This window comes from Stenomitos rutilans, assembly GCF_059505485.1.
Map to the genome: position 1 here is coordinate 1 of NZ_JCACKR010000152.1, position 19438 is coordinate 19438.

At 48.3% G+C, this 19438-nt stretch carries 15 protein-coding genes; 12 read left to right on the plus strand and 3 right to left on the minus strand.

The window, feature by feature from the left end; genetic code table 11:
• Positions 1 to 70: 70 nt before the first annotated feature.
• The 3 genes from AC5JLP_RS30850 to AC5JLP_RS30860 all read left to right on the plus strand — a co-directional run bounded on the left by AC5JLP_RS30850 (position 71) and on the right by AC5JLP_RS30860 (position 2087).
• Positions 71 to 496 (plus strand): hypothetical protein, encoded by a 426-nt coding sequence (locus tag AC5JLP_RS30850; RefSeq protein WP_496071688.1) that lies wholly within the window; start codon positions 71 to 73, stop codon positions 494 to 496.
• Between the two features lie 165 nt (positions 497 to 661).
• Positions 662 to 916, plus strand: a complete 255-nt coding sequence (locus tag AC5JLP_RS30855) for a hypothetical protein (protein ID WP_496071689.1) — start codon at positions 662 to 664, stop codon at positions 914 to 916.
• A gap of 39 nt (positions 917 to 955) precedes the next feature.
• Positions 956 to 2087, plus strand: a protein-coding gene (locus AC5JLP_RS30860; protein ID WP_496071690.1) for an IS630 family transposase whose coding sequence is annotated in 2 segments (ribosomal slippage) — positions 956 to 1386 and positions 1385 to 2087 — 1134 coding nt in all. Because the reading frame shifts where the segments join, the coding sequence is not laid out codon by codon here.
• Between the two features lie 179 nt (positions 2088 to 2266).
• Here AC5JLP_RS30860 and AC5JLP_RS30865 read toward each other — a convergent pair.
• Together AC5JLP_RS30865 and AC5JLP_RS30870 are read right to left on the minus strand one after the other, a co-directional pair.
• Positions 2267 to 4129: a mechanosensitive ion channel family protein gene (locus AC5JLP_RS30865; protein WP_496071691.1), complete on the minus strand. Its 1863-nt coding sequence runs from the start codon at positions 4127 to 4129 to the stop codon at positions 2267 to 2269.
• Positions 4130 to 4205: 76 nt separating this feature from the next.
• Positions 4206 to 4907 carry a hypothetical protein gene (locus tag AC5JLP_RS30870; RefSeq protein ID WP_496071692.1) on the minus strand — a complete coding sequence of 234 codons (702 nt, stop codon included), beginning with the start codon at positions 4905 to 4907 and terminating at the stop codon, positions 4206 to 4208.
• Positions 4908 to 5289: 382 nt separating this feature from the next.
• Between AC5JLP_RS30870 and AC5JLP_RS30875 the strand changes: the two genes are divergently transcribed.
• The 6 genes from AC5JLP_RS30875 to AC5JLP_RS30900 all read left to right on the plus strand — a co-directional run bounded on the left by AC5JLP_RS30875 (position 5290) and on the right by AC5JLP_RS30900 (position 13322).
• Positions 5290 to 5751 carry a hypothetical protein gene (locus AC5JLP_RS30875; protein ID WP_496071693.1) on the plus strand — a complete coding sequence of 154 codons (462 nt, stop codon included), beginning with the start codon at positions 5290 to 5292 and terminating at the stop codon, positions 5749 to 5751.
• A 117-nt stretch (positions 5752 to 5868) separates the two neighbouring features.
• On the plus strand, positions 5869 to 6303 hold the full coding sequence (locus AC5JLP_RS30880; protein ID WP_496071701.1) for a CPBP family intramembrane glutamic endopeptidase: 435 nt from the start codon (positions 5869 to 5871) through the stop codon (positions 6301 to 6303).
• Positions 6304 to 6579: 276 nt separating this feature from the next.
• The gene (locus AC5JLP_RS30885; protein WP_496071694.1) at positions 6580 to 7104 is read left to right on the plus strand and encodes a hypothetical protein; all 525 of its coding nucleotides are present in this window, start codon (positions 6580 to 6582) and stop codon (positions 7102 to 7104) included.
• A complete protein-coding gene (locus tag AC5JLP_RS30890; protein ID WP_496071695.1) occupies positions 7097 to 8254 on the plus strand; it encodes a lipase family protein in 1158 nt (385 codons plus the stop codon). The genes AC5JLP_RS30885 and AC5JLP_RS30890 overlap by 8 nt, the downstream gene beginning before the upstream one ends.
• A gap of 236 nt (positions 8255 to 8490) precedes the next feature.
• The gene (locus tag AC5JLP_RS30895; RefSeq protein ID WP_496071696.1) at positions 8491 to 10956 is read left to right on the plus strand and encodes an MFS transporter; all 2466 of its coding nucleotides are present in this window, start codon (positions 8491 to 8493) and stop codon (positions 10954 to 10956) included.
• A 29-nt stretch (positions 10957 to 10985) separates the two neighbouring features.
• Positions 10986 to 13322 carry a tetratricopeptide repeat protein gene (locus tag AC5JLP_RS30900; protein WP_496071697.1) on the plus strand — a complete coding sequence of 779 codons (2337 nt, stop codon included), beginning with the start codon at positions 10986 to 10988 and terminating at the stop codon, positions 13320 to 13322.
• Here the strand turns inward: AC5JLP_RS30900 and AC5JLP_RS30905 are convergent.
• Entirely contained in the window at positions 13283 to 13462 is a 180-nt protein-coding gene (locus AC5JLP_RS30905; RefSeq protein ID WP_496071702.1) for a hypothetical protein, read from the minus strand. The two genes, AC5JLP_RS30900 and AC5JLP_RS30905, sit on opposite strands and share 40 nt — an antisense overlap.
• 214 nt (positions 13463 to 13676) lie before the next feature.
• On the opposite strand from AC5JLP_RS30905, the gene AC5JLP_RS30910 reads away from it, so the two are divergent.
• From AC5JLP_RS30910 to AC5JLP_RS30920, 3 genes are all read left to right on the plus strand, one after another.
• Complete coding sequence (locus tag AC5JLP_RS30910; protein ID WP_496071698.1) at positions 13677 to 14159, plus strand: Fis family transcriptional regulator; 483 nt, start codon at positions 13677 to 13679, stop codon at positions 14157 to 14159.
• Positions 14149 to 18513: a tetratricopeptide repeat protein gene (locus AC5JLP_RS30915; RefSeq protein WP_496071699.1), complete on the plus strand. Its 4365-nt coding sequence runs from the start codon at positions 14149 to 14151 to the stop codon at positions 18511 to 18513. The genes AC5JLP_RS30910 and AC5JLP_RS30915 overlap by 11 nt, the downstream gene beginning before the upstream one ends.
• Before the next feature lie 294 nt (positions 18514 to 18807).
• The gene (locus AC5JLP_RS30920; RefSeq protein WP_496071700.1) at positions 18808 to 19257 is read left to right on the plus strand and encodes a hypothetical protein; all 450 of its coding nucleotides are present in this window, start codon (positions 18808 to 18810) and stop codon (positions 19255 to 19257) included.
• The last annotated feature ends 181 nt before the right edge of the window (positions 19258 to 19438 follow it).

Sequence of the window (19438 nt, forward strand, 5' to 3'; positions counted from 1 at the left end):
TGGTTAGGCGGTTGGCGTAATTTGTTACACCCCTACCCCTTCTCAAACAGCCTCTCAGCTCTTGGCTTACATGGGCGAAAAGCCCAGAGTTGGTGAAGCCGATCCTGCTGCTCCTACTGTCACCGTTGAGATTGGCAACCACCAGGTTGTCTTGTCTCAGCCGGTGATGCCTCAGAATTACAGCCTGGAGTCGCTCCGGCAGAGTGAAGTCGTGGTGTTTGATGACCCTTTGTCGATCGCCGCCCAATTCTTGCAAACTGCCGACGTGCTAACCGCAGAGATGCAGCGCGATATCCGAGTGCGCGAACAGAAACTGCAACAGACCCAGCAGGCGAAAGCTGCGATCGCCGAGAAAGCCACTGAATTCAAGCTAGAAGCACGTCTCTACCGCGAACGCACCGCGATGCTGGCGACAGTACAAAGCCAGGAAACGCAAAGCTTGCAGCAGTCTCTCACCACACTGCAAAACCTGGGAAAGCCCCCGGCGGACGCCTGACGCGTTTGCTGCTATCAATCATCCTCCTGGGGCTCGCGTGGGCGCTCTTGAGAGCCGACACACCAACGTGCCCCCATCCCATCCACAACAGAAGCCAGCGTTCACCGTCCAAAGTAAACCGCTGGCTCTGGACTCCCAACCTTCCCATCAGGAGTGATTCCGATTATGACAAAACCTGTGCCCGGTGACGGGCAGTACTTCACCCTTAACCCGGTGCCACCGCCCCAGCTGCCAGCCTCTCAAAGTTGGGGCTTGCCGATCGCGTTGGGCTTGCTGGCGATTCCGCTGCTCATGTTCGGCTTCGGTTTCTCGCAACAGCAGATCCCAGCCACAACCGCCGCCAGTCCCACCGCTACACCTTTCGTCTCGCCGGAGCCGACCCCGTCACTAGTGGTCAGTCAACTAATTTTTGACGGGTAGATTGAGTAGAATTAGAAGGTTGTATTCCAGGTCAAATGCATGGTTAAGAAATATATCGTGAGCTTGACGGAAGAGGAACGCCAATTTCTTGAGCAATTCACAACGACCGGAAACCATGCTGCCTATCAAATCAATCATGCTCGAATTTTATTGCAAGCTGATCGCAACCAACCTGATGGCAGTTGGGGTGATGAAGCGATCAAATCAGCCTTAGACGTAAGTATCAGAACCATTGAACGAGTTCGCCAAAGATTTGTGGAAGTAGGACTCCAAGGAGCGCTGAAACAGAAACCAGGAGCCGGACGCAAACCAGAATTAACCGGAGAGGTGGAAGCCCATTTAATTGCCTTGCGCTGTAGTGAAGTTCCCAAGGGCAACGGACGATGGACCTTGCGTTTGTTAGCTCAACGAATGGTTGAATTGGACTATGTAGAGCATTTGAGCCATGAGAGTGTGCGAAAGACCCTAAAAAAATGAACTCCAACCTTGGAAGCAACAATGCTGGGTAATTCCACCGGAACAAAATGCTGAATTTGTCTGGCGGATGGAGGCGGTTTTAGAGGTGTATCAAAGCCCCTACAACTCAGCCTTTCCCGTCATTTGCCTTGATGAGGCGAGCAAACAACTGGTTAAAGAAACGACCAAGTCAATTCCAGCCCAAAGTGGACAAGCCGAACGCATTGATTATGAGTATGAGCGCAATGGCACTGCCAATCTGTTTATGGTTTGTGAACCGATGGTTGGGTGGCGACGGGTCGAAGTCACCCCGCAACGAACCGCCGTTGACTATGCTCATTTACTGAAAACCCTGGTAGACGAAGACTATCCTGAAGCCGTCAAAATCACGGTGATTCAGGACAATCTTAATACCCATTCGCCTGCTTCGTTATACAAAGCGTTTGAGCCTGCGGAAGCCCAACGCATTTTGAATCATTTAGAGTTTTGTCACACCCCCAAACATGGAAGTTGGTTGAATATGGCAGAGCTTGAGTTGAGCGTTTTGAGCCGACAATGTTTAGAGCGTCGGATTCCTGATTTTGAAACGCTCACCACTGAGGTCGAAGCTTGGATGGAACACCGCAATCAAGAGAAGACCTGGATTGATTGGCGCTTTACAACGGCAGACGCCAGGGTAAAATTGCATCGGCTTTACCCGTCAATTAATAATTGACCGACCACTAGTGGTATTGAAACAGGCACCTGATGGTCAAGGAGCCGTGTGTTAGAAAACTGGCAGGCACGGTTTTGGAGTAGAGGGTAGGGCAGCGATGTCTTACCCGACGGCATCCATACCTTTCTTCCTCGTTCCTACACAAAGACGATGTTTAGCAACTCCTGTTTAAGCAACGGCTAATTTTGAAGAGGAGGCTCTGCCAAATTCGTGTTGTAAGTAATCGACTGCGGTTTGCCGATCGCAATGTTGTTGGCTGCAAAGGCTTGCCGCACGCGTAACCGGAACTCGCGTCCAACGCTCCACTGTTGCATAGGCGCGGTTTTAAGCCAAACGCGCACTAACATGCCTGTGTGGGATAAATCATCAATGCCCAAGACTTCGGGTGCTTCGAGTAGACGATCGCGCCAGTCAGGTTCCTGATACATCTGCTGCGAGACTTGACGCAACACCTCGAGCACGTGTTTGGGGTCATTGTCGTAATCCACCACGATAGAAAAATCTACACGTGACCAGAGACGGGTCAGATTGCTGACGTTCATGATATTGCTGTTGGGAATGGTGATGAGTTGACCTTCACCATTGCGCAACTGAGTCACACGCAGGTTCAGATTCTCGACCAGCCCGCTGTTCTCTCCAATTTTGATCACATCGCCCACAGCAAACTGATCTTCGAGCAAAATCAAGCAGCCGTTGACCAGATCTTTGATCAAGCTTTGCGAACCAAACGAAATGGCTAAACCAATAATGGCCCCACCTGCCACGATCGAACTGGTCGGCACATCAAATAGATCGAGTGTCCAAATAATGCCAATAACAACCAAACCAAAGGTGGCAAGCCCTTTGAGGGCTTCTGCAATGGTGGTGCTTCTGAGGGCAACACGTTGGGCTTCTGCCAGTGGGGTGAGTGGATTGACCTTCCAGGAATGCAGCAGGCGATCGATTAAACTTCTGCTAATGCGGATGGCTAAACTAATGCCAAACCAAATCACAATTAATGCTAAAGGTGTTGCCCAAATGTAATTACTCCATCGCATCAGCAAGGGAATGATGGAAATAATGCGGGCAATGCCGATATACCACATCAAGATGAAAATCCAGAGCAGCGCCCACTTGAGAAATTTGTCAATATCTAAGCGACGCTTCACGCTGAATTGATGGTGCAGGACGGCTAGAAATTGCGATCGGCGATCGGCAATCTCTCTCGCTTCGGTTTCTTCACCTGCAATCGCCTCTGATGCAGTCGCCTCTGATGGAACTGTCTCTGATGGAACACTGAGTTCTGATTGAGGCGCTTCTTTCGCTGCTACGGTTGCCGAGGGCACAGGATGAGTAGCCGCCGTTAATTGTGCTTGATACTGGCTCTCCAGAATTTGTTGCCTACGGGTCAAAAGCCGTCGCAGAAGCCAAATGACAGCACTGGCAAGCAGCAATCCCAGCAAGATTTGCAACGCTTGTTTGATTCGCTGAGCAATGGCTGCCGGTGTTGCTAACTGCGCGAGTCGAGTGACTTCATTTTGAAGAATCGTTTGCCATGCCTGGGCTAATTCGTCCGGGGCTTTACCATTAAAGTCAGCATCGGGTTCTGTGACCGTTACAAGTCGAATCGGGCGAGAAGATTGATCGTCGCTAATTTGAATAATCGGTTGCTTTTGAAGGGTGGCGATCGTCACGACGGGTGTTTGTTTGGCATAGATAGTGCGACCGAGAACCCGCCACAGCCGCTCATTCACTTCCTCTGCCCGCACTTCCACCGGCAGCAAGCCATCCGGGATTTTATCTCGATTCAAAATTGTCGGAGAAGTCACTTCAAACAACTCTTTACCGTCCAGCGGCGATTTGATAGCAGCAGTTTCATATTCTCCCTGACGGCTAACCTCCGCTGGAGGACTGAAGGCGCTATTCGCCGCACCAGAGGGCAGCGAAGGCAGTTGACTCTGGACGATCGCACTCCAACCCAGCGCCCAACAAATGGTGCAGAGGCTGATTAAGGCAAAGCGGATCATTGTCCTGCTCAGACGATGCATTGACAGTCTACGCATAGGTCGCTCAGACGAAAAACACTGACTGAAGTGAACTACGAAGCAAGCTGTAACGTAACCCCACTTGACTCAAAAGCTAGAATCGGTTCCTGCGATCGCTCCAGTTGCCCGCGTCGCAGGAACCTCGAAACTTTTCGACCCCATTGATCACAATCCGACCGCTACGCCGATCAATGGTGACACGCGGAGAATTTAACGCATTCATCCGATATTTGCCTGTAATCTGATCAGGTGTGATGTTGAGGTCGCTGAGGTTCCACCATCCGTTAGACCCACGCGAATTGATCGGTGCAATGAGCTTTCCGGTGAGATGAATTTTACCCTGGGCACCGCGGATATCGACTTGAACATCGGAATCAAAATCGTCGGTTGATGCTTCTAGGCGGCTGCGCTGGACGTATCGCTGGCGGCGATCACTCCATTCGTAGCTATCTTGGCTTTCGAGACTTGGTTTGCGACCTTCGCCGTAGCAAATCAACGTCAGATTCTGACTGGATGAGGTGCGGTCTTCACCGTCAGATGTAGCCTGTTCCCGCAGATAGCGATCGATTGCGGTCCGAGCTTCACGGATGTCTCTCGCACTACAAGAGCGACCATTTTGCAGCAGTGTTCCTTGCGGGTTAAAAAGCACAGTGCAGCCACTACCTGAAGACAACCTCGTCACGCTCAAATTGCCATTGTTCATTGGCTCAATGGCAGCTTGAGCATTCACAGACCTCGCCCCAGTGAGCGCGGACAAACTCAGTATGACAGGAGCTAGAATTCGCAGGGTTTTCATGAATTAGAGCCGATTGATTTGGATATTGTAGTGAGCTGAAGACTTGCTACCGCTGCATTCTACTCTCTATCCGCCCTTGCAGACGTGCCAGATCCTCTCGCCAACTGATGCGCCTTTTGTGAATAGTGAGTTCGTTTGGTGCCTGAACGATCGTCCTTAATAACCGATGATGTATTCTTACAGTCAGAGAAATGAATGCGATGATCAATAGAGTGAAACGATGACATTATCGGATTCAGCCGTGAAGCCTGACGGACTCAGAGCACAATGCGCCAAGAGCGGCGGAACACTGAATAGGTCGCCGCTGGACTGCGACGCTTACGTCCTTAGCGCTCGATTGTTGTCGGCGCTTCGGACAAGGTTCAAGGAGAACAGGTAACGTATGAAAGTGAAGAATCTACGCGAATCACCGCTCGTACAGAGTGCCACCGAAGCCAGACGGCACACCTATTGGTGGCTGGCAGCGATCCTGATCTTCGTCGTGGGTGTTATCGGCGTTGGCTCTGTGGTCGGAAAGCTGTACGGAATGCTCATTCCAAACAAGCCCGGCTCGTTCGCCGCTCAGGGGATGGAGTTTTTTACCAACGGTGCGGCGCTGCTAGCACTGTGGCTCTGGCTGCGCTTCAGGGAGCAGCGATCGTTCGCGTCGGTCGGCTTTCGTGGCGGTGGGGCACTGCCGAAGTTTGGCATTGGTCTGGTCATCGGCACCGGGATGATCATCCTGACCATGCTGATTCTGAGCGTCACGGGTCAATACCAGATCGTGCCTGCACCACCGAACACCCTCAGCGGTACAGCGGCACTCTTGCCCGTGCTCGCGCTAGTGATTAGACTTCCTGCATGAATCAGATTTTGCCCCCCAGCCCCCCAAATTTGGGGGGCATCAGTTTTAGCTTCCCCCAAACTTGGGGGACGGGAGGGGGCTTTTAAGTATTCGCGCAGGAGGTCTATTGTGTGGACGATGCAAAGCTCGACCGAGGAAATCTTGATGCGTGGCTATCTGCTCCAGACCAGCGCGCTGCAGTTACCTGGGTGGCTCGCCATCCTAATCGGTGGCCTCATCTTTTCGGGGGTTCACTTGCTTGAAGGGCTTTTGCCGGTCGCCTTCGTAAACATCATCCTGTATGCGACCTTGGCGAGCTTTGTGGCGCTGCGGCAGGGCTCGCTATGGATGGTCTGCGGCATTCACACAGGCTGGAACTGGTTCCAGGGTAATGTCTTCAACGTGCCGGTGAGTGACAACCCCTACGCGACTGGCATCTTCCACTTCAGACCTGTGGAAACGTCCCCAGAGTGGCTCAACGGCGGCAGCTTTGGTCCAGAGAACAGTCTAGTGGTCACGACCGTTTGGGGCATCGCCACCATCCTGGCATATCGCTATTTTCGCACTCGGTAAGGCTTCGCTTTCTGTCTTTTCACCGACTGCTGTATCAATGAAGCTTGCACGATGTTGGCAGGTGAGGTTTTTGATCCACATCTCGATCTACCCTCGCAGATGCGCCAAATCCTCTCGCCAACTTGATGACCAGCGAATTGGCTTCGACCTTTTCGTCATGCCGGATGCGCCTTTTGTGCAGGTAGGTTCGTTTGGCACCTGAACGATCGTCCTGAACAACCGATGATGTATTCTTGCAGTCAAAGGAATCAATGCGGTGATCGATAGAGTGAGACGATGACAGAGAGGAGACAGGAAGCCTTATTCGATGCAGATGCAGATGATCCCTCCGATGGCTCATTTAGGGCGGGGATTCAATGGGTCACTCAGCACAACCGCAGGGTGCGTGATGTCATTTTCGACTATGCCTTGGGAGCCGCTGTAATTGGGCTTATTCCCACTCAAAGGTTGCTCCTACTTCAGCTTCTCGCGGTGCTCATTTTGATTGTCAAGATGAGACGACACATCCGATCGCTCTGGGGCTTTCCCAAAGGGCATGATCTTTTAGCGTTTGTTGGCAGTTGGTTCGGCAGTTTGGGATCTTTGGCGATCGCCTTGATGGCCTGGTTAACGGTATTGGTGATTGGAGTCTATGTGCCGTATGTAGACAGTTTGGCGCATGGGGCAGCCTTCGCGACGCTGACCTGGGCCGAAGGACAGGTAACCAGTCAGTTCTACTTTGGGAGTAAACGGCTGGATCAACTCGCTTACCAACGATCGAGCCAGCCTCCTCACCCTCAGCGGAGATCCGATCATGGCTAAGTTTAAGCGCCGACAAGTTCTATTGGGTGCAGTCACAACTGGAGCCGTGGCATCCGTGGGCACAGACTATTGGCAAAACCAGCGCGATCGCCAGCATCAGGCCCGGTTGGAATCTCTGGCAGCCGCACAACACGACTCAGATAGTTTGCTCAAACAGGCGTTTCAACAAGATGCCACAAGCGCTAAAGAACTTCGTCAAATTACCGCTACGTTGCGTCTGACACCGCCAAAGATTCCTTATAATCGTGAGCATTCCAAATTGCTCATTCAATGCAGCAAACTAGCCACCCAGCAATACTTGAAGGGCAAAATTGACCCTGCTTACGATGGCACGTTGACCTCGCTTCCGGCTTATCGGTCTAATCTTGATCGCTACAGATTGGTGACTGTCTTTAAGGGAGTCGAAGAGGAAATTGAGGAGACCGTGGATGTGGATGTGCCTGTTGGCGGAGATCCCGTACAACAGCAGGCGGAGCAAACAGAAGCAAGCCTGCAACAAACGGTTCGAGAAGCGGTGAAGCTCAAGCGTAAGATTCCAGTTTTTTTCGGGTTTGTCTTAAGCTCGGATACCGACAGCCTGATGGTGTTTCGAGGAACCCAACGCAATACGGAGTGGATTGACGATTTAACGGCGCTGCAACAGGAGTATCAAGGTGCTGATGGCAAGTCTCATGGCAGGATTCACGAAGGGTTTATGAGTGTCTATCAAGAGATTCTGAACCCTCTACCGACAACCGTCGCCCAGCAGTTGAATCGATCGCGTCCCTGTTACATTTGTGGGCACAGTCTAGGCGCAGCCCTCGCCACGTTAGCCGCGATCGAGATTGCCTTGCATGTTCCGCAACTGCGATCGTCCCTTCAGCTTTATACCTACGCTGGTCCGCGAGTCGGCGATCCAACGTTTGCTGAATTTCATAGTCAACTGATTCCCAATCATTATCGAGTCGTGAATCTAGCCGATGTGATTCCCCTCGTCCCACCGACGAAGTTAAGAGATACGTATGTGCATATTGGGCAGGAATGGTCGTTCCTTTCTCAAAATGGGGATGTTTTGCCGAATCATGTCGTTGATACCTATCGCAACGCGATCGATCAAGCATTAGAAAACCATACCGCCAAGACCTACGTGAACTTGGTGCGCGATAGTTAATTGAAATGCTCAGTACCTTTTTAACACTACCAAATTCTACATTGAGAAAATAGAGGCAACTGTTTCAGTGTGAAACGTCCTTTAGATGGCTTTCACGAGTTGTTTCAGTGTGACTGTTTCCGAACTTCTAAGGTCTAATGATGGTTGGGCGAATCCACCTGCGATCGCTCAACGAAAAGGTACCAATTGTGACGAGATTTGTGGCATTCTTATGACCTTAGTAACAGAGGGCATTCATGATCCAGTTGATACTGTTGCTGCTAGGGGCAAAGCCACTTCGCAGGTATTGGAAGGTCTTTGTGGTGGCTGCGATCGCCAGCCTGGTTGTCGGTCTCATCTTCATCACGGATCAATTTGATGCTGAGATCACGATTGCCACTGACCTGATTGGCGTTGCCTTGGTTGTTGAAGGAGTGGCGCGGTTGCTTCGCCTTGCTGCGATCGGGTTTCCCAATGCGACCCTGCCGGTGATCAAAGCGCTCGGCTTCTTTGTCCTGGGGTTCATGGCAATCAACATCCCCTGGGATGACAACATTGTCGCTACGATCGTGATTGGGGCAGTATTGCTGCTAGATGGAATTTTCCGGCTTGCCTCGGCATTTTTTGTGCGGTCAGCCTATTGGCAACACTCGGCAGCGATCGCCGTTCTAGAACTCATTTTGACAGGGCTGATCTGGGCAACCTACCCCATCCCTCACCGCAACACCGTACCGTTTTGCATCGGGGTAGCACTTCTGTTCGCAGCCTGGAATCTGTGCCAACTTGGATTGCAGTTACGCCAACTCTCGCCCGGTGCCTCAATTACAGACCTACCCTTATTTGCAGGCCCTAACTGGCATTCACGGGGACTCCTGTATCCCTCCCAGGCAGATGCTGTCATGGAGAACCATGACGATCCACTGACCGTTCATATCTGGACTCCTATCATTTCAGCGACCGCTGCCCAGCCGCGACCGATTGTTGACCGTTATATTGCCGCGATCGACAAAAATGGCGTGGTTTCAACCGGACACGCCGCGATGTCATTGCCGCCCGACCTTTACATCAGCCTGGTTGCGGAGGATGATGTGGATCATTCACCGACAGAATTTACCCACTTGCTACGATCGGGGGCAGAAAACGACACACCGGGCAAGTTTCAACCCTCACTGGCAGTCGAATCAGCCGAATGGAAACCGCCAGACCGGAATATCCACTTTCACCACTACAATAGTGCGGCATTGCGTTCGTTCTTCGAGATTTACCATCAAGATCACACCTACAATTTGACCCGCCGTAACTGCTCCACGACCGTCGCTTTGTCGCTAGATGCGGCGCTCGAAGGAGTGCTAGGCACCGCTTCCCCCTGGAAAACCATACTGCGTCTGCTGAGCGATCCAGCAATGTGGCTACTCACGTTGTGGCGAACCGCAGCCGAGTCAATGACCTGGACACCTGGATTGGTGCTGGACTACACGCAGACCTTGCAGCAAGTATTGGAGGGCTATCAGGAGCGCTGGTTTGTTCGCCTTTGGAAAACCTGGCAGGACTTCTTATCACGCCGTCGATCGCAAATTAGAGAGGGTCATACAACTCGATCGTCCATTCCTGCGATCGCCTCGATTGTAGTGACTGCCACTATCTTTGGATTAACTTATGGATTAAGCGCCCCGCTGCTGGCATTAAGCCTGACTCAGATGGGATATGGCGAAAGCTTTATCGGTGCAAATGCGGCAATGCAAGCGATCGGGGTGTTAGTGATTGCGCCCTTTTTACCGAATCTAACCTGGCGAACGGGTCCCAAACTGCCGATTACGGTGGCACTGCTGTTGGCGGCTGTGGCACTTGCATCATTTCCGTTTCTGCCATTCGTCTGGCTCTGGTTTCCCTTGCGGATCGCGCTGGGTGCGGCCTCTGAAACCTTGTTTGTGATGTCTGAAACCTGGCTCAGCCAACTCAGTCCCGAAAATGCTCGTGCCCGCACAATGGCAATCTATAGTGCCTGCGTCTCTTTGGGCTTTGCGCTGGGTCCGATCATTCTGACGCTGGTTAGCACACAGGGCTGGTTGCCCTATGTGTTGGGAGGTAGCATCTCGCTGGTGGCACTGCTGGCGGTGGCAATGCCCTGGGTACAGGCTCCTCCATTTGAGCGTCCCTCCTATCCAAATCCCTGGCGTTATGTTGCCTTGGTGCCTGTGGCGATCGGGGCAGCTTTGGTGAATGCGGCATTAGAGACAGCGGGAATGTCGTTCCTACCGCTCTATGCGATGCGTGCAGGTTGGAGTGAACAATCGGCAACGTTACTGCTCTCTGTTTTGTTATTGGGGGCAATTCTGCTGCAACTACCGATCGGCTGGTGGGGCGATCGGCTGAACTGGCGCAAGTTAGTTATTGGTCTGGGATTGGCTTCTGTGGCAGGAGCACTATTTTGGCCCTACGCGTTCCATAACCAATTCCTCGCCTATGCGATTCTCTTTATCTGGGGTGGACTCTTCGTTGGCATTTACACCATCATGATGGCGGTTGTGGGCAGCAAGTTTCAGGGGGGCGATCTGGTCTCGGTTTATGCAGTGCTGTCAGTTGCCTGGGGCGTGGGTGCGCTGGTGGGTCCAAGTGGGGCAGGGTTGGCAATGGAATTATCTCAGCAGGGTCTGCCTATTTTTGCGGCGATCGCCTGCGGGTTATTTACCGGGTTAGCAGTCCTGTTTCGACGGAGGGCATAGAGATGCAGACAGGACGATCGGTAACAAACATGAAAATAGTGTGGGTCATCGTGAACAAAGCCATCCAGCCTTTGAAGAACGCTGTTGTCCTTTCAACCCTTGTCGTGTCTGGAAGCATTCTGACTCAATCCCCCCTTGCGGCGATCGCGGCTCCAACGAGGGTCTCTACCTGTCCAAATGTTTCGCGTTCTGACGGTGTGAAAACCTATGACGTGATTGTGTTTGGCGATCAGGTTCCGGGAGTGATGACAGCGCTTCAGGTCAAGCGCGAACTGAAAAAGCGCAACCAGGCGGCGCGAGTCGCGTTGATTACTGAAGGCAATGTCAGCACAGGCATTGGCGGGCATCTGGTGCGCGGCGGTTTGGCGTATCTCGATCGTAATCAGGTTCCCCGCGATCTGCGATCGCAGATGGGGGCATTTGCGGCGGCAAGTTCACTCTACCAGGAGTTTTTGACGATCACGGGCACCCAAACGATCGCCCTCGATCGTCTGACCGCTAATGCTGCTTTCAAGCGCATCCTGGCGCAGGAAAAGGTGGAGGTGATTGGCAACGTCACCCTGCAAGCGGTGACAACCACACCCAAAACGGTTTGCTCGCTCACCACCGCCAACAACGGCACCTTTGCAGCGCAGCAGTTCATTGATGCCACTCAGGGCGGCAAGTTTGCCAAACTAGCGGGAGTTCAGCTACTACCAGGCTTTGCAGCATTAGGCTTACCCGATAGCAGCCTCAGCGTGGGCTTGGTGTTTGAAACCTATGGTTTATCAATCTCCCAACTCCAGCAAATTGAAGCAACCTTGATCCGGCGCTTGCAGAATCCAGCCGATCAGGTGGCGCAGCAATGGTTAAAGGTTGCGAGTGGCGACGACCCGGAACACCGACAGACAATTTTGGCAAGCTTGACCAATGCGGCTGGAGAGCCGCTCACACTCTATCAATCAACGGCTGATTCGGCAGATGGGCGATCGCTGGCACTCTCGACCGCTTTTCATGGCAGTACCAACACCGAAATTTTGAATGCTAAAGCAACGCTGGATCGAGCCAATATCGCAGTCTTGAAGGATCGGCTTAGTTTCAACGCCGTGCTGTTTTATGTGGATGCGAAGCAGGCGATCGCCTTGAGTGATGGGGGAGCCAAACCGGAAGCTTATATGCTGGACTTTGCGACGCAGGTACAGTCGTTTTTTCGGGGGTTAGGGGCGAGTCGCGTTGACGTGATGAGCGAGGTGTATATTCGCAGCACGGATCAAATTGCCAATCCCGTTGAAGAACTCTCCGCGACTCAGATGACTAAAGGCGGCGTTCCGGCTGCGGAGGCATTGGGCACGTTTTCTTACCATCTAGATGTGCGCGGCGGCATCAAAGGACTGGGTGCGCGAGCCGCAACCGCTGGCATCAAAAGTATTAATTTTCAATATATGCCAACGTTTAACTATGGTTTTCGCCACACGTTGCCCAAAGACCGGGAGAATCTAGCCGTTTTAGGTCCAGCGGCTGGCTATGGGGGACTGGGCGAAGCAGCCGGACGCATTGTTGAATTTAATGTTTCGGTCGGCGAAGGGTTGGCAATCGCCGTTGCCAAAGCCATCACGGAACGGCGATCGTTGCATTCCATTCAACATCGCGAAGTAAGGCAGGCGCTAGGCTTTACGCCAACCGTTTATGGCCGACCAACCGCAAGTTTTTACACGGTCTTTCAATTAGAAGAAACACTCAAACCAGCGGCACGGGTGGCGCGGGTGGCTGCGCTGCCATCCCGTAGCAATATTGATGGCGTTCCTCTGGTACAAGTGAGTTCGGCTCAAGCCAGCTTAAATAAAGGCATTCAGCACAGCAAAACAGGACATTACTTTGCAGCGATTCAAGCCTACACGCAAGCGATCGCCCATGACCCTAACCCGCTCACTTACTACAATCGAGGCGTTGCCCTGTCGCTGCTGCACAAATACGAGGCCGCCATTGCCGACTACACGACTGCGATTCGGCTGAAACCTGACTTTGTGGCTGCTTACAAGAATCGCGGGTTAGTTCATATTCAATCACCTCACCATCTTAAAGAAGCCGTCGCTGACTACAATCAAGCCATCCAACTCAATCCCCAAGATGCCACCAGTTATCTTGGCAAAGGGTTCGCTCTGGCACTGCAAGGCCATCGTCAGGAAGCCATTGCTTCGTTAACTCAGGCAACTATCCTGAAGCCAAATTTAGCGATCGCGTATTTTGTGCGAGCCAGTGTCTACCGGGATCTGCGCGATCGTTCTGCCGCACTGATCAATTATCAGCAAGCCGCCACGCTTTACCAGCAGCAGCATAACCTATCAGCCTACCAAAACACTCTGGGGACGATTGATGAACTCAAATGACTCTGAGGCGAGGCTGAATGCAGAACTTGATTTTGGGTCGGAGCGAAGACCTGCCGATCGATGGCTAGATGGGTGAGAAATACTTCGATTTCAGCTTTACCCACCTCCTTTGTTCGCCTACGAAAGGAATCCGAAAATATGCGGAAAGATTCTTGCTATTCAGCTTAAACGGCGTATTATGCGGAAATAATCGGCATAAGTGGTGATTTGGGATCTTAGGCGGAATCGTTCTGCCTATCCACCCAATATGGGATCTTAGGCAGAAAGTTTCCGTCTATTAATTGTTAAACCGCAACCAGTCAGGGGAATACTACTTAGGTACGTTCACGCGGCTTGAGCCGAAAGGGGTGAATAATGGTTGACCCTGTATCAGTTATCGTTGGGGCTATTACTTCTCTAATCTTGCCCAAGGCAGCGGAGAAGTTTGGCGAAAAACTGGGCGATGTGACTCTTGAAAAGAGTGCTGCTTTAGTTCAAGCAGCACGTCAAGCAGTACACAACAAGCTAGAAAAGTCAAATAGTGTAGGTCTCTTGACAAGAGCAGAAGAGAAGCCGACAGAACACAATATTAGAGTTTTAGAGGCTGAAATCATTGGTCAAGTGGAAGATGATCCACAATTTGCAGCGCAATTAGAAGCCCTAGTAGACCAAGCATCTAGACAGTCTTCTTCGTTTCAAATTTTTCTTGATGGACTACGAGCCAAAACCCTTGAATTAGATAAATTAAGCCAAGTTAGTGAAGGTAAAGATAAATCTGAGCAAATTGGGGGTCGCAACTGGCAAGTTCAGAATGTAAAAATTGGCGATGTTTCAATGGAGTCTCGAAATGACAGCTAATCAGTCAGATGACTATCAAACCCTCAATGAACTTGGTCAACAATGCAATTTAGCTGGTCAATATCAACAAGCAATTGAATTATTCAATCAGTTATTGGGGAAATCTCGATCAACAAAGAATCATTATGCTGAGATTGATGCTCTAAATGGTTTGGGACAGAGCTATTCTTTTCTGACAAAAAGGAGACAATCTAAAGAATGCTTTGAGAGAGCCTTAAAGTTTGCAAGAGATTTAGACCATAGATTGGGAGCGGTCGTTGCACTTATTGGGCTAGGTAATTACCATTACTCTCTAAATGATTATGAAACTGCATTATCCCTACTTCAAGAAGCTCTACGGGTTAGTCAATTTATAGACGACAAAAAGCAGCAATGCCAAGCTTTACAAGCAATTTCTTATATTTATGCTTCTAAACAAGGTTTTGAGGAAGCGTTATCTTTAGCTGAACAGTCTCTTCAGCTAGCCAGGGAGTTAGGAGATGCTTCTGAAGAAGGACATTCTATTTCATTGTTAGGATCGGTATATAAGGCACTAAAAGACCATGAAAGAGCTTTAAATTACTTTAATCAAGCAATAGCTATTGCTCAGAGTGTAAGTGAACCACGAGCGGAAGGTAGAAACACTTTACAAATAGCAATTTGTGATTTTGAGAGACAAAGCTTTGAGCAAGCCCTACATCACTGCCATAAGGCACTTTCAATCAGTCAGAGTATATGTGATCTGATTGGTGAGTTTAATAGTTACTGGATGTTCGGCTCTATTTACCTTAATCTTCAAAATTACCAGTCTTCTTTAGAAGCCTATGAGAAGCAACTAGAAGTATCCAAAAAAATAGACGGATATTCAGAAACATCTACTGCATTAACTAATCTAGCTACTTATTTTCTCAATAGGCAGAATTATTCAAGATCTATTGAATTTTATAGACAAAAGTTGGCATTGGTTCATGCAAACTCTGATAGAAAAGAAGAAGCTAGTACCCTTAGTCAAATTGGTACACTTGAAAATGGTTTAGCTGAGTACCGACAAGCGATCGAAAGTTTTGAGCAGCAATTAATCATTGTGCGAGAGCTTAATGATCGAACTTCAGAAGCAGGAGCATTAGGTAATATTGGTTTCTCCTATAAAGGATTAGGAGATCGTCAACGCGCTATTGAGTACTTCAAGCAATGGTTAGCAATCAGCCGTGAAATCAACAACCGAGCTTGGGAAAGTAGTGCATTAAGCCAGTTGGGAGAGGTTTATAATGCTCTGACTGAGTATCGACAAGCCATCGACAATTTCGAGCAACAACTAATCATTGTGCGAGAGCTTAATGATCGAACTTTAGAAGCAGGAGCATTAGGTAACATTGGGTTTTCTTATAAAGGATTAGGGGATTACCAACAATCGATCAGTTATTTTGAGCAATTTTTATCAATTAGTCGTGAAATTAACAACAGGATTTTAGAATCAAATGCTCTTGGTTTATTAGGAGATTGCTATGTCGCTCTTCAGCAGTATCAAAAATCGGCTGATTTTTATGAACAAAGACTACCAATAGCCAAAGAGTTAAACGATAGGGTTAATGAAGGTTACACTTTGGCATGGCTTGGAAATTGTAAAAAATTATTAGGAGAATATGATCAAGCCGTTAAGATTTTTCAGATGTGGTTGATAATTACTAGAGATACTGGTAACCGAGTAGATGAAGGTAGTGCTTTACAAAGTATTGCTGATAGCTACTTTGGATTACTTCAGTACAAAGAAGCTATCGAATTTTACAAACAAGCCTTGCCTATTAAGAGTGAAACACAAGGACAAAGTGCTGAAAAAAATATTTTAGAGTGGCTAGGTCGAAGCTATCAGACTTTGAAAGATTACCAAAAGTCAATAGAGAGCTTTGAAGCTTGGTTAAACCTTTGCAGACAGACCGAAGATCTAGCGCAAGAACTCAATGCAATGGGATGGCTAGCTAGTAGCTATAGATTACTAGGTCAATATAAGCAATCAATAACTTGTAGTCAGCAGCGTTTATCACTAGCCGAGAAAAATGGCGACTCTATAACTCAGTGTTTCGCCTTAGGCGAAATAGGAATGGCGTACTTTTACTCTCAGGAATATAAACAAGCTGTAGAAACTTTTGGCCAAGTTCTTCAACTTGCAAGACGGATTAGGAATCAAGAACGAGAGTCTAATGCGTTAGGTTGGCTGGGAGCTTGCTTCCATAGTTTAAAGGACTACTATAGAGCTATAGAATATCGTACTCTTCAACTTGATATTGCTCAAGAAATAGGTAACTTATCTGAAAAAGGTTACGCATTAAAGGATATTTCTTCGGCTTATCAGTGCATATATCAATACAGACAGGCTATTCAGTATGGTGAACTATGCCTGCCTATTGTTAAAGAGTTAAGAGATCGATCTCAAGAAGCAAGTTTATATCAAGGTTTGGCATTTAGCTATCAAAAGCTAAGTCAATTCAATGAATCTTCTAACTTTTATAATGAGGCTTTAAAGTTATACCAAGAGATAGAAAGCCGATTCGGTGAAAGTTCTGCATTACGAGGTTTAGGAAGTGTCTACCTCTCGTTGAGCCGATTCCAAGATTCAATTAAAAAGTATGAGGAAGCAGCAGAAATCTATGAAGATTTGGGTGATTCCCACTCAAACGCTTATTGCTTACAGTCTATTGGTAATGGATATCAGCAACTCAAAAACTATCTAAAAGCAGTAGAGCTATATGAGAAAGCTTTAGAAGTATTCAGAAAAAATAAAGATTTTTCAGGTGAGGCATATGTTTTAGCTGATTTAGGTAATGCTACTGCAAAAACAGGGCAGTATAAGAAATCAGGTCAGTTACTTCGACAAGCCTATGTGAAAATGCAGGAGTTGAAGGATCCAAACGGAGCCGCAATTTGTCTGGGTTTCCTAGCTTCTATTTTGATTGATCAAGGTCGATATACTCAGGCTTTAGATATTACTGACAAATGTCTTAAGCTATACGGGCAAATGAGCAATCCTTTTTTGGCTGCCTATTATGGATTTTTCTTAAAAGGAAAAATCTTGACTAGGTTAGACTCATCTCGTAGGAATGAAGCATTAGAGTGTTTACAAAGAGCTTATCAAATTTTGTATTCTGTAGGAGACAGAAACTACATCAATCAAGTTAGAGATGAATTGAAACGTTGTAACGTTCAAGTCTTACAAGTTGTTTTAGATGATAGTAGTATTGAGAACTTGTATATCAATCGTTTATCTCAAAAAGTCACTCAAACAGCGATTCAAGAAAACTATTTTAGTATTGAGGAAGCTCTTTTAGGCAAAGATGATGTATCGCTGTCAGCCGAACAAGTAGTTTTCAAAAACGTGACGGCTAATAGCATTATTATCGAAGAGTTAAGCCAAATTGTTGAGCAAACTTTCGTTGAATGTAATTATGTAATTAATAATGAGCGCATTGAATCGCTCTTGGAGAAAGCTGTTACCAAGATTGCCCCTGATGCAAACCCTGAAGTTAGGAGAAGGCTTGCAATTCAGGTGATTAGGCTATCTTTGGAGAGTGAATACTTATCCGTTACAGAAGAGCTGCGATCTGCTATTTTAGCCAAGCTAGGTGAAATGAGTATTCAAGAGTTTGAATCTCTCCTTTCCTCTAGCGAAGAATATAGGAAATTAAGAAAACGCTTTGGCTGGTTAATTGTAGGTGGTCAGTTAGATGGAAGGGTTGTTGGTATTGGTATTGCTGTAGTTGCGGGCACTGGCATTGCAATTGGTATTGGTATCACGTCAGCTTACTACAGGAAAATTATTGACGACCTAAAATCTGACGAAGAGTATAAGCCAGATGTCAAACCAAGTAGTGATCCCAATCCACAAGATTTTAGGGAATCAAGTTCCAACGATAGTGAAAGTTCATCTGGGAATCGTTCTAATTCTAATGAGGAACTGGCTAGACAACTTATGCTGATGCAATCTAGCTTGTTAAAAGCAACATCAGCAATTCCTGTTGAACCTAATCTTGAACCAAAGCAGGAAAAAGCGTCTACTACAAGAAGCAGTAGCCGTAATGAAGAACTATCACAAGGTCTATTAGCATCCAGTCGTGGCGGCGGTGGCGGCGGTGGCGGCGGTGGTGGCGGTGGTAGTCCTTCCTCTTCTACAAACAATGAATCATTGCAGTGGTTTGAAGATTTCTTCGGTAAGGGATCTTTAGATATTGACTTTGGAGATTTTGACTTCATACCAGTTGAGGTTTTTTCATCTGTTGTAGATGTGTTGGCTGAGGGAGTTATAGGAGGCATAGCTGAGGGCGTTGGAGAAGCTATTGGTGGTGCTATCGAGGGAGCAATTGGTGGATTATTTGAGTTTTAGTATTACAAGACGTTCCTTGTTGAGAAAGCAATCGTTATAACGGTCTAACAACCCCAATGCAGCGGACGGTTGAAAGTCGCTGGCGGTGAGTTTAGGGTTATCTACCGCCGCTGATTGGGAACGTTAGGTGTCTTTTTGCGAGGAGAATGCGCTGAATAGGTTATTTATCTCTGTGAGATCTTTACTGTAGGAAAGTCGAAGAGATGCCAACAACGTTTCTAAAAGGATCTTCCAAAAAGAACTAGGATCTAAAGTGAATGAAGAGTATGACTTTTCCTGAAAAGGCAGAATGAGATGGCAGATTCAACAGATGTCTTATTGAAACTTTGTGAGCAGAGATGGGCCGAGGTGAAGCAAGCAGAGGATCAGAGATCAGCTCTAAGTAACATTATTCTTCTTATTGCTTCAGCTATAGTAGGAATCTTTACTCAGAAAGGACTTGATAGGAACAATCTCCCGCTATCTCTGCTGCTTATTTTTCTGGGAGTTTATGGAGCGATCGGTGCTCGCAAATACCGAGAGCGCATTCATTACAGCTTGTCGATCATAAAACTCTATCGTGATAAGTTGGACAAGTTATATCCTGATGCACAAATTGAAGAACTGAGGATTCAAGCAAAAGAGTTTCATGAAAAGCGTCACCCATTTATGACAAAAATTTATCCTAATCAGCTTTGGGTGGCGCTTCATACATCAATCGCTATCGCTGGCTGCATTCTCACAATTTTCATCGTAAGTTTATGATGAAGAAGCTTAGGAATAATACTGAAGATTATTCAGACACCTAACAATCGCGCTGCACCGGAACGTCTCAACATGGTCGGCTGTGTTGCAAAGGTGATCTGCGTCCGGTCAGCGCGACCGTTAGCACTTATTCTTGCCCTGTCTCTACCGTTAGCAGAGTTAAGAAAAGGGGAAGCTTCTC